Origin of the sequence: Tianweitania sp. (assembly GCF_032053605.1) — a bacterium.
Lineage (GTDB): Bacteria > Pseudomonadota > Alphaproteobacteria > Rhizobiales > Rhizobiaceae > Tianweitania.
Map to the genome: position 1 here is coordinate 1 of NZ_DAMBUH010000025.1, position 13170 is coordinate 13170.

A 13170-nucleotide genomic window follows, 5' to 3' on the forward strand; every position below is an offset into this window, starting at 1 on the left:
CGAACGTCAGCGCGCGATCGCCCAGCCCTTCGCTGACTGGGGCCTCCCTACGCCTCAGGCAATCGCTTCCGTCAGAGCTGCGCTGCCTAACATTTTCGTTATCGGGTCAGGTGGAATCCGCAACGGCGTCGATGCCGCCAAGGCAATCCGCCTTGGCGCCGACCTCGTGGGCCAGGCGGCTGGCATACTCGGACCGGCCTTGGACTCGACCGAAGCGGTGATCGAGGCTTACGGTGTCACGATCGAACAGTTGCGGATCAGCTGCTTCTGCGCCGGCGTTGGGGATCTCCAAGCCTTGCGCCAGGTTCCGCTTCTGCCTGCGAACGGAGTTTTCGCGTCATGAACATCGTCTTCGGGCTCCTCATTTCATTGGCTGTCGTCGTCCTTATGGAATTCGGCGCTTATGCCCTGCATCGCTGGGTGATGCATGGCTGGGGCTGGGGCTGGCATAAGTCCCATCACGAAGAGCATGATGAGCATCATGGCCCGTTCGAAAAGAACGACCTTTATGCGCTGGTCTTTGCCGTCGCCGCTGTCGCTTTGTTTGCGCTGGGCACCTGGGTGCCGCTGTTGACCTGGATCGCGATCGGCGTGACCGCTTACGGTGTCCTGTACTTCGTCTTCCACGATGGGCTGGTGCATCAGCGCTGGCTGTTCAAGAAGCCGCCGCGTAGCGGTTATCTCAAGCGTTTGTACCAAGCGCATCGCCTGCATCACGCCGTCGACGAAAAGGACGGCGCTGTGTCGTTCGGCTTTCTTTACGCGCCTCCAGTGGCCGAATTGTCGAAGACGCTGGGCGAACGGCGCAAGGCTGCGAAGCCTGCAGATCATACGCCGCTGTAAAAACCGCGCCGGCGCGCCTTACTCTTACCAACGAGCCGTCGTCATCTTGGCTTAATGCGTGATAGGTGGAGCTTCGCGACTGACCCTCTCACGCCCAGAGCATCTGACATGGCTGACCTTAAACCCCGCGCCGAGCAGGCAAGCTTCGTTGTCGTGATCGTTCTGGTCACGATCGCGTTCATCTGGCTGCTCCTTCCCTTTTATGGCGCGGTTTTATGGGCAGTGATCCTCGCCATCCTGTTCAATCCGCTGCAGCGATGGCTCACGATAAAGCTCGGAGGGCGGCGTGGCTGGGCGGCGGCTTTGAGCGTGCTTGCCTGTATTTGCATCGTGCTGATCCCCGGCGTGATCGTTTTGTCTTCGCTGGCTGCCCAGGCAACCAGCCTTTATGACCGGATCAGTTCAAGCCAGACCAATCCCGCGATCGTGGTGCAGCATGTTCACGATGCGCTTCCCGGTTTCGTCACGGAACTGTTAGAACGGTTCAACCTCGGCACACTGGACGAAATCCAGCAGCGTTTGACCGGTTTTCTCGGCCGCGCGTCGCAGATCATCGCAAGCCGGCTTGTAACAATCGGACAAGGTACCGCCCAGCTCGTGGTGGGCCTCGGCGTAATGCTCTACGTCCTCTTCTTCCTGTTCAAGGACGGCCGCTCGCTTGCTGCCAAGATCCGCAATGCAAGCCCGCTCAGCCTGCATCACACCAATCATATCCTCAACAAGTTCAGCTCAGTGGTGAAGGCGACCGTGAAGGGCAATGTCATCATTGCCCTGATCCAGGGCGCGATCGGCGGCGTCACCTTTTACTTCCTCGGCATTCCGGCAGCCCTTCTCTGGGGCGTCTTCATGGTGATCCTGTCGCTCTTGCCGGCAGTGGGTGCGGCCATCGTGTGGGGACCCGTCGCCGCCTATCTGTTCTTGTCCGGCGCTTATCTCCAAGGCGCGATCCTGGTTGCGGTCGGCGTTCTGGTGATCGGGCTGGTCGACAATCTCCTGCGGCCGCCGCTGGTGGGTGCGGGAACGCGGATGCCGGATTATGTGGTTCTGGTTTCCACGCTGGGCGGAATCGCGCTGATTGGGGTCAACGGCTTCGTTGTGGGCCCGCTGATCGCAGCGCTGTTTATCGCGGTCTGGTCGCTCTTCGCAGAGGACCGCAACAACACCACCGCGACACCAACCACTCGCGTGATCGTGAACGACACCCTGCCCTCTCAGGCCGGGTAAGCGTATGATGAGGCGGGGGCGCAAGTCTCCGCCCTTGGCATCACCGCGCATATGCGCGTGAGAGGCGGCAGACCTGTAAAATGGAGAAGAAAGGAAGTTTGGTGGAGCCAAGCGGGATCGAACCGCTGACCTCCTGCATGCCATGCAGGCGCTCTCCCAGCTGAGCTATGGCCCCATCAGATCCGGCAGGTTGCTGCCGGTGGTGCTGGCGTGACTGCTTGCGCCGTCACGGTGGGCGGCTTCTAACCGCGCTTCTCGAAGAGATCAAGCCCTTCCGAGAGCTTCGAGCGCCTTTCTTTGTCGGCGCTCGAAATGGGCGCGCTATGCTGAGCGCGCCGAGCTGAAAAGATCAGCCTTCGTCGTCTTCGTCGCCACCGCGAACGATGTCTTCAAGATCGTCGTCTTCGTCTTCCTCGTCTTCAAGGAAGGTGTCTTCATCATCGTCGCCGAGATCGACATCATCGTCTTCGTCGATGTCGGGAAGGTTGTCGTCGTCCTTGCTGTCCTCATCGGCTTCTTCAAGCGAGATGGTTTCAGCTTCGTCATCGGCCTCTTCGACCTCAGGCGTTTCCTTGGCTTCCTCATCTTCCTCGACACGCGATGCAGCGCGCGTCGGAGCTGCGATGGTTTCGAAGAAGCTCAGCGGATAGGTCTTGCCCGTATAGGGCGAGACGATCGGATCCTTGTTCAGGTCGTAGAATTTGCGCCCGGTTTCGGGGCAGACACGCTTGGTGCCAAGCTCTGGATTTGCCACGGTTGCCTCGTGTCTCATGGGAGCCGTGGCACACTCGCCTGAAGCGGGCGACATGCTCCGTCGGTCCTGTTTAGAAGTGCGGACCCCATACAAACAGTTCCTAAGCCTGTCAAAGCCTTTGGCAGCGCTTGTCGCCCACTCTGTCTTACCCGCGTGTTGTTCGGGTGCGAACAAGTCGCCGCTGCAGGGATGACCGGGTTGAGAAAGGGTGTTACGGAAGCCACCGCCGGCGGCGCCCGCTTACCGGCTCGTTGCTCCTCTTTTTCCTTGTTGCGATGTCCCATTCCCCTCTGCCCCAGCCCGCCACCGCGCATCGCGCCGACGCCCTGACCGGCCGCGTTCGCGTTCCCGGCGACAAGTCGATCTCCCATCGCTCCTTCATGTTCGGCGGTCTGGCATCGGGCGAAACCCGCATCACCGGCCTGCTCGAGGGCGAAGACGTGTTACGCACGGGCGAAGCGATTAAGGCTATGGGTGCCAGGATCGAGCGCAATGGCGCGGAATGGGTGATCCAGGGCACCGGCAATGGCTGTTTGTTGCAGCCGGAAGCGCCGCTCGATTTCGGCAATGCCGGCACGGGTTCGAGGCTGACTATGGGCCTGGTCGGCACCTATGACATGGAAACGACCTTCATCGGCGATGCATCCTTGTCGAAGCGGCCGATGGCGCGCGTCCTCGATCCCCTTCGCGAAATGGGCGTGCAGGTCTTGAACGCAGCATCGGGTGATCGCATGCCTCTGACCCTGCGCGGTCCCAAACATGCCGCGCCCATCACCTATCGCGTGCCGATGCCGTCGGCGCAGGTGAAGTCGGCCGTTCTGCTCGCAGGCCTCAACACGCCAGGCATCACCACTGTGCTGGAGCCGGTGATGACGCGCGACCATACCGAAAAGATGCTGCGCGGCTTCGGTGCGAACATCGAAGTCGAGACCGATGCAACAGGCCTGCGCACAATCCGCATCGAGGGCGAAGGCAAGCTGACCGGCCAGATCATCGCTGTGCCAGGCGATCCCTCCTCGGCCGCCTTCCCGCTGGTGGCAGCGTTGCTCGTGCCGGGTTCGGACATCACGATCGAAAACGTGTTGATGAACCCGACCCGGACCGGCCTGATCCTGACCCTGCAGGAAATGGGCGCCGATATCGAGCTTCTGAACCCGCGCAATGCCGGCGGCGAAGATGTGGCCGATCTGCGCGTGCGCTCGTCCGATTTGCGCGGCGTGATCGTTCCGCCGGAGCGGGCGCCGTCGATGATCGATGAATATCCAGTGCTGGCCGTCGCCGCTTCGTTTGCCGAAGGCACGACGGTCATGGATGGGCTGGACGAGTTGCGCGTGAAAGAGTCTGACCGCCTTGCTGCCGTTGCTGCCGGTTTGAAGGCCAACGGCGTTGAGTGCACGGAAGGTGAGGCATCCCTGTCGGTGATCGGCCGGCCGGGCGGCAAGGGCCTGGGCGGCGGTCACGTGGAAACGCATCTCGACCACCGCATCGCCATGGCCTTCCTTGTGATGGGACTGGCTGCGGAGAAGCCCGTCACGGTTGACGACCGCGCCATGATCGCCACCAGCTTCCCTGAGTTCATGGATCTGATGGCCGGGCTGGGCGCTGTTATCGAATAGGCATGGATTGGCTCTTCCTCATCCAGTTCCTGGTTGAGCCCCTTCTGGGCTACGCCTTCTATGCCGTGGCCTGCGTGCCTTTCGTGGTCTGGGCGGGCATGGCAACGCGGCGCAGCACCGCGGCGCGAACCAGCGGCTATCCCGGCCATGCCGTCACCTTCTGGTTTCTGTTCTTGCCGCTCGTGCTGTTCGCAACCGGCCTGATCCGCGGCTTCGACAATCGCGATCCCACAACCCCTTACATCGATGACGAATGGGGCCAGGTGCTGACCCTGCTCACCGTCCCCGCACTGGGCTGGCTCATCGGCTATGTCATCGGTGCGCTTGTGGGCAACAGCGAGCGCGAGCGGGTCTGACGCCTGGCGGCTTGCGCAGCTTCGCCGCTTTGACCTATCGGTTCTCGATCAACAGCTTCACGGAAAGGACATGCCATGCCCGACAAGGTCGCGATCGTCGTAGGAGGTGGCTCGGGAATGGGCGCGGCTGCCGCACGAAAGCTCCATGCTGACGGCTTCAAGCTCGGTGTGATGTCGTCTTCCGGCAAGGGCGAGGCCTTGGCCAAGGAGCTCGGCGGCTTCGGCTTTACCGGATCCAACCAGTCGCCGGACGATCTCAAGCGCTTCGTGGATGGCGCGGTGTCGACCTTCGGGCGCATCGACGTACTGGTGAATGGCGCCGGGCATGGTCCGCGTGCCGCCTTGCTCGGTATCTCCGACGAGCAATGGCATACCGGCTTCGATGTTTACTTCATGAATGTGGTGCGCGCGACGCGGCTGGTGGCGCCGATCATGGCGACGCAAGGCGGCGGTGCGATCATCAACATCTCGACCGCATGGATCGACGAGCCGAGCGCGATGTTCCCGACCTCGGCTGTGGCCCGCGCCGGCCTGTCCGCCTACACCAAGCTCTTTGCGGATGAATATGCCGCCCAAAACGTGCGCATGAACAATGTGCTGCCGGGTTGGATCGACAGCCTGCCCGCAACCGACGAGCGCCGCGAAAGTGTGCCGATGAAGCGCTACGGCAAGGCCGACGAAATCGCCGCCACCATCGCCTTCCTGGCTTCGGAAGGCGCGGCTTACATTACCGGTCAGAGCATCCGGGTCGATGGCGGGCTGTTGCGGTCTGTTTGATGGCGAAGCGTTTGATTATCGCCATCGACGGACCTGCTGCGTCCGGTAAAGGCACGCTGGCGCGCCGGTTGGCGGCACATTATGACCTGCCGCATCTCGATACCGGGCTGACCTATCGCGCAGTCGCCCATCGCTTGCTGGAACTCGGACTGCCGCTTGAAAACGTCTCGGCGGCCGAAACCGCCGCAAGACAACTCGATCTCGGCGCGATGGATCGCGAGGTGCTGTCTCAGCATGCCGTGGGTGAAGCGGCTTCGAAGGTTGCGGTCATGCCCACCGTCAGGCGCATCCTGGTCGACAAGCAGCGGGCCTTTGCAGCCGATGGCGCGGTGCTGGACGGGCGCGATATCGGCACGGTGGTTTGCCCGGATGCCAGCGTGAAGCTTTATGTGACGGCCTCGCCTGAGGTGCGGGCCAGGCGTCGTCATGACGAAATGACGGCAGGCGGCAAGGATGCTTCCTATGAGACCATCCTCGCCGACATCGAAAAACGCGATGCGCGGGACATGGGCCGGGCCGACTCGCCGTTGAAGCCGGCCGAGGACGCCCACTTGCTTGACACCTCGCAAATGGATATAGAAGCCGCGTTTTCAGCGGCAAAGACGATCATCGACGATAATCTTGCCGTCGGAAGCACGATCTAGATCCAAAAAGTATTTGGTCCGCGTTCAAGCGCACCCATATTCCTACGGATCCGATTGAAACCTGCCTGCCTGCATTCCATGCGCCGGACCCGCTGCTCGCAAAGCAGCACAGGGCATTCATTTGTCCGGGATGTTCGGCAGGCAAACGCAACACGAACCCACGGCGCCTGCCGCATCCTATGAGGACGCGGTTTCCAGGAGATTATATGTCACAATCCAATCCATCCCGCGACGATTTCGCCAGCCTGCTCGAAGAGTCGTTTTCTGAGAATGCTTCTTCCGAAGGTGCCGTCGTCAAGGGCATCGTGACTGCCATTGAAAAAGACATGGCAATCATCGACGTCGGCCTGAAGGTCGAAGGTCGCGTTCCGCTGAAGGAATTCGGCGCCAAGGCCAAGGACGGCGAGCTCAAGGTGGGCGACACCGTCGAAGTCTATGTCGAGCGCATCGAAAACGCGCTGGGCGAAGCCATGCTGTCGCGCGACAAGGCTCGCCGCGAAGAAAGCTGGGTCCGCCTCGAAGAGAAGTTCAACGCCAGCGAGCGCGTCGAAGGCGTCATCTTCAACCAGGTCAAGGGCGGCTTCACGGTCGATCTCGACGGCGCCGTGGCGTTCCTGCCGCGCTCCCAGGTCGATATCCGTCCGATCCGCGACGTCACCCCGCTGATGCACAACCCGCAGCCCTTCGAGATCCTGAAGATGGATCGTCGTCGCGGCAACATCGTTGTTTCGCGCCGCACCGTTCTCGAAGAGAGCCGCGCCGAGCAGCGTTCCGAGATCGTCCAGAACCTCGAAGAGGGTCAGGTGGTCGAGGGTGTGGTCAAGAACATCACCGACTACGGTGCGTTCGTTGATCTGGGCGGCATCGACGGCCTGCTGCACGTCACCGACATGGCCTGGCGCCGCGTCAACCATCCGACCGAAATCCTCAACATCGGTCAGACGGTCAAGGTGCAGATCATCCGCATCAACCAGGAAACCCACCGTATCTCGCTCGGCATGAAGCAGCTCGAGTCTGATCCGTGGTCCGACATCGGCACCAAGTTCCCGATCGGCAAGAAGATCGCCGGTACGGTCACGAACATCACCGATTACGGTGCGTTCGTGGAACTGGAGCCAGGCATCGAAGGCCTGATCCACGTGTCGGAAATGTCCTGGACCAAGAAGAACGTCCATCCGGGCAAGATCCTGTCGACCACGCAGGCTGTCGACGTTGTCGTGCTCGAGGTGGATCCGTCCAAGCGCCGCATCTCGCTCGGTCTCAAGCAGACCCTTGAGAACCCATGGGAAGCGTTCGCTCGCAACCATCCGGTTGGCAGCCAGGTCGAGGGCGAGGTCAAGAACAAGACCGAGTTCGGCCTGTTCATCGGTCTCGATGGCGATGTCGACGGCATGGTTCACCTGTCGGATCTCGACTGGAACCGTCCGGGCGAGCAGGTCATCGAAGAATACAACCGCGGTGAAATGGTGCAGGCTCAGGTTCTCGACGTCGATGTCGAGAAGGAGCGTATCTCGCTCGGCATCAAGCAGCTCGGCAAGGACGCTGTCGGCGAAGCCGCTGCTTCGGGTGAACTGCGCAAGAACGCGATCGTGACCTGTGAAGTGACGGGCATCACCGATGGCGGCATCGAAGTGAAGCTCGTCGATCACGACATGGAAAGCTTCGTTCGTCGCTCCGATCTGTCGCGTGACCGTGACGAGCAGCGCCCAGAGCGTTTCTCGGTCGGCCAGAAGGTCGACGCTCGCGTCATCGCCTTCGACAAGAAGACCCGTCGCCTGCAGGTTTCCATCAAGGCGCTGGAAATCGCCGAAGAGAAGGAAGCCGTCGCACAGTACGGTTCGACCGACTCGGGCGCCTCGCTCGGCGACATCCTGGGCGCAGCCCTCAAGAACCGCGGCAACTAAAGCTTTCCCAGGAAAAGTGGGAATCGGTTTTCCGTCCGGGAATGCGGCGAAAAATGCGGTTCAACGAATACGAAAAACCCCGCCGGAGCGATCCGGCGGGGTTTTTCTTTGAGCGGTAATTGAAACGGAGCGCTTAGAACTCGCGGCCGATCTTTGCGTCCACCGAATGACGGTTGCCGCCGCGGATCACGAAGAAGAGCGTGATGGCAGCCCAGAGGAGCGACTTTTCCGCACCGGAAAAGCCCTGTGCCTGCAGGATCCAGTGGAAGTACACCGTCACCAACAGGATGAAGGTGGTGACCGCCGCTGCCGGACGCGTCAGCAGGCCGATCATCAGCAAAAGCCCGCCGCCGAACTCGCCGAGCGCAAGCATCAGCGCCCAGAAGGTAGGCGGATAGAAGCCGATCGATTCGACCATACCTGCTGCACCGAACGGGTTCATGATCTTAGGAAAACCATGGATCACGAGGAAACCGCCGGCGATGACGCGCAGCAGCGTTTCGGCGCCTTCATACGCGGAAGCATAGAGCCCGCCCAGTGCGGGAATGATCAAGCGGCGGTTCGGGTTGACGGGTTGGACCATAAGGGGAGGACTCCGATCAGGTTTTGAGAACAATGGTTGGCTTGAAGTCAAAGGGCGTGCCGGCGTCAAGACGCTCCGGCCTTGAAACACTGTTCGCAAATCGAGAAGCACGACTTAGTGATCGCCCTTCGATGATCCTGATGACGTGCCAGCCGGATCATCATCTGTCGTCCTGCCGATGCATTTCTGCGCCTAACGCGGCAAAGCGCACCTTTGCCTTGCTCGTTAAAGCGAATATATCGCTTCCAACAAACAGGCATCCGCGCCGGAGACCCGATCATGACGACCATCAAGGCAAGCCCGAAGCTCGTAACCGTGTTCGGAGGCTCAGGCTTTGTCGGGCGCCACATCGTGCGTGCGCTGGCCAAGCGCGGTTACCAGGTGCGCGTTGCCTGCCGCCGTCCGGAACTCGCCAACCATACGCAGCCGATGGGCACGATTGGCCAGATCCAACCAATACAGGCCAACCTGCGCTATCGCTGGTCGGTAGACCGCGCGGTGGAAGGTGCCGATTACGTTGTCAACGCCGTCGGCATCCTGTTCGAAAGCGGTCGGCAGAGCTTCAACACGGTGCAGGATTTCGGCGCGCGCTCGGTGGCGGAAGCAGCCCGGGCGGCCGGTGCACCTCTGACGCATATTTCCGCGATCGGCGCCAATGATGGCTCCGAGTCGATCTATGCCCGCAGCAAGGCACGCGGCGAGCAGGCCGTTCTGGAGACATCCCCGGACGCCGTGATCCTGCGGCCCTCGATTGTTTTTGGACCGGAAGACAGCTTCTTCAACCGCTTCGCCGACATGGCGCGCTATTCCCCCATGCTTCCGCTGCTTGGCGGCGGCAAGACGCGGCTGCAGCCGGTCTATGTCGGCGATGTCGCGGAAGCCGCTGCGATGTCGGTGGATGGACGCATTGCTGGCGGTCGTGTTTACGAGCTTGGCGGGCCTGAAGTGCTGACCTTCCGCGAGTGCATGGAGCACATGCTGGATGTGGTGGATCGCCGCCGCCCGCTCGTGTCCGTGCCTTGGCCGATTGCCAAGCTGCAAGGCGCGATCCTCGGCATGCTGCCGGGCCACCTCCTCACCAGCGATCAGGTCACGCTGCTGAAGTCCGACAATGTCGTGTCTGAAGAAGCGATCAGGGATGGCCGGACGCTGAGCGGTCTCGGCATCACGCCTGAAACAGTGGACGCGATCCTGCCGAGCTATCTGTGGCGCTACCGCGTCGCCGGCCAATACACCCGCGTCGGCCGCCACGCTTGATTTGACGAAGCCTGTCGCCTTCTCACCGCATGGCGAGAAGGCCGATGAGGCCCAGCGTTCCTACGACAATGCGCCACCAGCCGAAGATGGCGTAGCCGCGCTTCGATACGAAATCGAGCAGTGAGCGCACCACCAGCACCGCCACGATAAAGGCGGTGATGAAGCCGGCGCCGATGATCGGCAGATCGGCTGCGCTCAGCACATTCCAGTTCTTGATGAGGTCGAGCGTGAAAGCGCCGGCCATTGTCGGCATGGCCAGAAAGAACGAGAATTCCGCCGCCGACCGCTTGCTAGCGCCCATCAGCAAGGCGCCAACGATGGTCGAGCCGGAACGCGATGTGCCGGGGATCATGGCCAGGCACTGGAACAGGCCGATCTTGAAGCAAAGCGACAGCGGATAATCGATGAGGTCCTTGTAGACCGGCGTTTCCGCGCGGCGATCCACCCACAACAGGACGATGCCGCCAAGGATGAGCGCAATGCAGATCGTCACGGGGGCTTCAAACAGCACAGCCTTGATGAAGCCATGCGCCAGCGCGCCGATCACGGCTGCGGGCAAAAAGGCGACGAGAACGCCAAGCACGAAGCGCTGCGTTGCTCGAGAGCGTGGCAGATGCACGATCAGGTCCTTCAGCCGCGTGAAATACACGGTCAGGATCGCCAGGATCGCGCCGAGCTGAATCAGCACTTCAAAGGACTTGCCGGTCGATTCGAAGCCGAGGAAGTGACCGACCAGCAGGAGGTGGCCGGTTGACGACACCGGCAGAAATTCGGTCAGACCTTCCAATGCGCCGAGAAGAAGCGCTTCAACGATTGTCTGGTCTGCCATGAATTTACCTTCGGAGCCGGTGGGGGTGCGGCGGAGCCGGCACCATTGCGCATGAACCTTGTCCGAGTCATGACCCAATGCAGCGCTTGCTTGTCAGGACCGCGATCTGCTCCTATAGGACCTGCCTTGACCGCGGCTTCATATAACGGGCGCGGCCTGTAGCGGCACAGCCGGTTGATTGCCAGCCTCTCAGTTCAGAAGCGGATATGCTGACCCTTTTCCATCACCCCATGTCCGCAGCCAGCCGGTTCATTCGCCTCATCTTTGGGGAATATGGCGAGGAGATCGCGCTGATCGAGGAACGGCCCTGGGCCCGGCGCAAGGAATTCCTGTCGCTGAACCCGGCGGGCTCCATCCCCGTACTGCTGGCCGAGGGCGATGTCCCAATCGTCGGTGGCACGGTGATCTCCGAATATATCGATGAAACGCGCGGCGTGCTGAAGCGCGAGCGGCGCTTGTTTGCCGACACCTCCGTCGAGCGGGCGGAAATCCGCCGGCTGGTGGACTGGTATCTCGGCAAGACCGAAAACGAAGTGACGCGCCACCTCGTGCGTGAACGCGTTTACAAGCCGCTGATGCCGGCCGGCGAAGGCGGTGGATCGCCGGATTCGGCCGTGATCCGCACGGCGCGCTCCAACCTGAAGCAGCATCTGAAATATACGAATTGGCTGGCCGGAACGCGCAACTGGCTGGCGGGCGACCGGATCACTTATGCCGACATGGCGGGTGCTGCCGCGCTCTCCACGCTTGATTATCTCGGCGAAATCAATTGGAGCGAATATCCGGCCGCCAAGGACTGGTACACGCGCATGAAATCGCGCCCCGCCTTCCGCTCGGTTCTGGCCGACCGGGTGCGCGGCGTTTCTCCTGTGTCGCATTACGCGGATCTGGATTTCTAAGATGATGCCGGCTTCCGGGAGGGCAGCGCGGTTGCGGGCTTTCCTCGAAGTCGAGGCGAGAGCCGTCGGGTTCGATGCCGTCGGCATCACCCTGCCGGATGCCATACCTCGCGCGCCTGAGCGGCTGCAGATCTTCCTGGGCGAGGGCTGTCATGGCTCCATGGACTGGATGGAAACGCGCTCTGACGAGCGTGCCGATCCACAGACGCTATGGGGCGAGGTTCGTTCCGTGATCATGCTCGGCATGAATTACGGCCCCGACAGCGATCCGCGCGCGGTTCATGCCAAGAAGGATCGCGCGGCCATCTCCGTTTATGCGCAGAACCGCGATTACCATGATGTCGTCAAAGGCAAGCTGAAAACGCTTGCCGGCAAGTTCGCGTCTCGCGCGGGCGCCGACGTCAAGGTTTTCGTCGATACGGCACCGGTGATGGAAAAGCCGCTGGCCGAACAGGCCGGGCTGGGCTGGCAGGGCAAGCACACCAACTTGGTAAGCCGCCACTTCGGCTCCTGGCTCTTCCTCGGCTCGATCTTCACCACGGCCGAACTGGAACCGGACGATGCGGTGATCGATCACTGCGGCCGCTGCAATGCTTGTCAGACCGCCTGCCCAACCAACGCATTTCCGGCACCTTATCGGTTGGATGCGCGACGCTGCATTTCCTACCTGACGATCGAGAACAAGGGCCCAATCCCACCCGAATTCAGGACCGCGATCGGCAACCGCATCTATGGCTGCGACGATTGCCTCGCCGCCTGCCCGTGGAACAAGTTCGCAAGAGTTGCGGCGGAAGCGAAGTTTGCGGCGCGGGATGATCTGCGTGCGCCGGGGTTGGCTGATCTGCTTGCGCTCGACGATCCAGCGTTCCGCACGCTGTTTAGTGGATCGCCGGTCAAACGCATCGGGCGCGACCGCTTCCTTCGCAACGTTCTGATCGCGGCCGGCAATTCCGCGGATCCGGCGTTGATCCCGCCATGTGAGGCGCTGCTCAGCGATCCAAACCCGCTGGTGCGCGGTGCCGCCGTGTGGGCGCTATCCCGGTTGATGCCGCGCGCTGTGTTTGTTCGTCTCAGCGAGCGTCATGCCGATGAGGTCGACACGGATGTGCGCGCGGAGTGGCGAACTGCCTTACCGGTGTTTGAGGACGCATGACCATGCGCGTTTTGATTTTCGGCGCCGGCTTTTCCGGCCGCGCGATAGGGCGTCGCTTTGCGCAAGCCGGTGTCACTGTTTCCGGCACGACGCGCTCACCAGACAAGTTCGCGCACGTCCAGCGCAACGGCATCCGGCCTTTCCAGTTCGATGGATCCGTTTCCGCTGAACTCGCCGCCGAGCTGCAGGAGGTCACACATCTGATCCTGTCAGCCGCGCCCGATGCGGCGGGTGATCCCCTCCTAAACGCCGCCGGCGACTTGCTGCGCAACCATACGCCGTCACTGCAATGGATCGGCTATCTAGATAGCCGATCCATTGCAGTGACGGC

Annotated in this window: 15 protein-coding genes and 1 tRNA gene; 12 read left to right on the plus strand and 4 right to left on the minus strand. The window is 61.6% G+C overall.

All coding sequences use genetic code 11. The features are described 5' to 3' along the window. The 3 genes from RTX98_RS08280 to RTX98_RS08290 form a co-directional block, all read left to right on the plus strand. Positions 1-343, plus strand: a 343-nt coding sequence (locus RTX98_RS08280; RefSeq protein WP_312795901.1) for an alpha-hydroxy-acid oxidizing protein, incomplete at its 5' end; no start/stop codon positions are given. Next, positions 340-843 carry a sterol desaturase family protein gene (locus RTX98_RS08285; RefSeq protein ID WP_312795902.1) on the plus strand — a complete coding sequence of 168 codons (504 nt, stop codon included), beginning with the start codon at positions 340-342 and terminating at the stop codon, positions 841-843. The genes RTX98_RS08280 and RTX98_RS08285, both read left to right, overlap by 4 nt. 108 nt (positions 844-951) lie before the next feature. Further along, positions 952-2067, plus strand: coding sequence for an AI-2E family transporter (locus RTX98_RS08290; protein WP_312795903.1), 1116 nt, complete (start codon positions 952-954; stop codon positions 2065-2067). Positions 2068-2166: 99 nt separating this feature from the next. On the opposite strand, the gene RTX98_RS08295 is transcribed toward RTX98_RS08290, so the two are convergent. Together RTX98_RS08295 and RTX98_RS08300 are read right to left on the minus strand one after the other, a co-directional pair. Continuing rightward, positions 2167-2242, minus strand: a tRNA-Ala gene (locus RTX98_RS08295). 174 nt (positions 2243-2416) lie between these two features. Beyond that, a complete protein-coding gene (locus RTX98_RS08300) occupies positions 2417-2821 on the minus strand; it encodes a TIGR02300 family protein (RefSeq protein ID WP_189504104.1) in 405 nt (134 codons plus the stop codon). Positions 2822-3096: 275 nt separating this feature from the next. Here RTX98_RS08300 and aroA point away from each other — a divergent pair, with 275 nt between their 5' ends. From aroA to rpsA, 5 genes are all read left to right on the plus strand, one after another. Then, complete coding sequence (aroA, locus tag RTX98_RS08305; RefSeq protein WP_312795904.1) at positions 3097-4437, plus strand: 3-phosphoshikimate 1-carboxyvinyltransferase; 1341 nt, start codon at positions 3097-3099, stop codon at positions 4435-4437. A 2-nt stretch (positions 4438-4439) separates the two neighbouring features. Then, complete coding sequence (locus tag RTX98_RS08310; protein ID WP_312795905.1) at positions 4440-4793, plus strand: hypothetical protein; 354 nt, start codon at positions 4440-4442, stop codon at positions 4791-4793. A gap of 75 nt (positions 4794-4868) precedes the next feature. Next, on the plus strand, positions 4869-5570 hold the full coding sequence (locus tag RTX98_RS08315; protein WP_312795906.1) for an SDR family oxidoreductase: 702 nt from the start codon (positions 4869-4871) through the stop codon (positions 5568-5570). Further along, positions 5570-6214 carry a (d)CMP kinase gene (gene cmk, locus RTX98_RS08320; protein WP_312795907.1) on the plus strand — a complete coding sequence of 215 codons (645 nt, stop codon included), beginning with the start codon at positions 5570-5572 and terminating at the stop codon, positions 6212-6214. Before RTX98_RS08315 ends, cmk begins: the two co-directional genes overlap by 1 nt. 206 nt (positions 6215-6420) lie before the next feature. Then, complete coding sequence (gene rpsA / locus RTX98_RS08325) at positions 6421-8118, plus strand: 30S ribosomal protein S1 (RefSeq protein ID WP_312795908.1); 1698 nt, start codon at positions 6421-6423, stop codon at positions 8116-8118. 133 nt (positions 8119-8251) lie between these two features. Here rpsA and RTX98_RS08330 read toward each other — a convergent pair whose 3' ends face one another. Then, entirely contained in the window at positions 8252-8701 is a 450-nt protein-coding gene (locus RTX98_RS08330; RefSeq protein WP_312795909.1) for a DoxX family protein, read from the minus strand. A 279-nt stretch (positions 8702-8980) separates the two neighbouring features. Here RTX98_RS08330 and RTX98_RS08335 point away from each other — a divergent pair, with 279 nt between their 5' ends. Further along, positions 8981-9958 carry a complex I NDUFA9 subunit family protein gene (locus RTX98_RS08335; RefSeq protein WP_312795910.1) on the plus strand — a complete coding sequence of 326 codons (978 nt, stop codon included), beginning with the start codon at positions 8981-8983 and terminating at the stop codon, positions 9956-9958. A 22-nt stretch (positions 9959-9980) separates the two neighbouring features. Here the strand turns inward: RTX98_RS08335 and RTX98_RS08340 are convergent, their stop codons facing one another. Continuing rightward, positions 9981-10787 (minus strand): undecaprenyl-diphosphate phosphatase, encoded by an 807-nt coding sequence (locus RTX98_RS08340; RefSeq protein WP_189504117.1) that lies wholly within the window; start codon positions 10785-10787, stop codon positions 9981-9983. A 206-nt stretch (positions 10788-10993) separates the two neighbouring features. On the opposite strand from RTX98_RS08340, the gene RTX98_RS08345 reads away from it, so the two are divergent. The 3 genes from RTX98_RS08345 to RTX98_RS08355 form a co-directional block, all read left to right on the plus strand. Further along, positions 10994-11686, plus strand: a complete 693-nt coding sequence (locus tag RTX98_RS08345) for a glutathione S-transferase family protein (RefSeq protein WP_189504119.1) — start codon at positions 10994-10996, stop codon at positions 11684-11686. Position 11687: 1 nt separating this feature from the next. After that, the gene (gene queG, locus RTX98_RS08350) at positions 11688-12839 is read left to right on the plus strand and encodes a tRNA epoxyqueuosine(34) reductase QueG (protein ID WP_312795912.1); all 1152 of its coding nucleotides are present in this window, start codon (positions 11688-11690) and stop codon (positions 12837-12839) included. Between the two features lie 2 nt (positions 12840-12841). Further along, the coding region (locus RTX98_RS08355) for a 2-dehydropantoate 2-reductase N-terminal domain-containing protein (protein WP_416223087.1) at positions 12842-13170 on the plus strand (329 nt) is incomplete at its 3' end.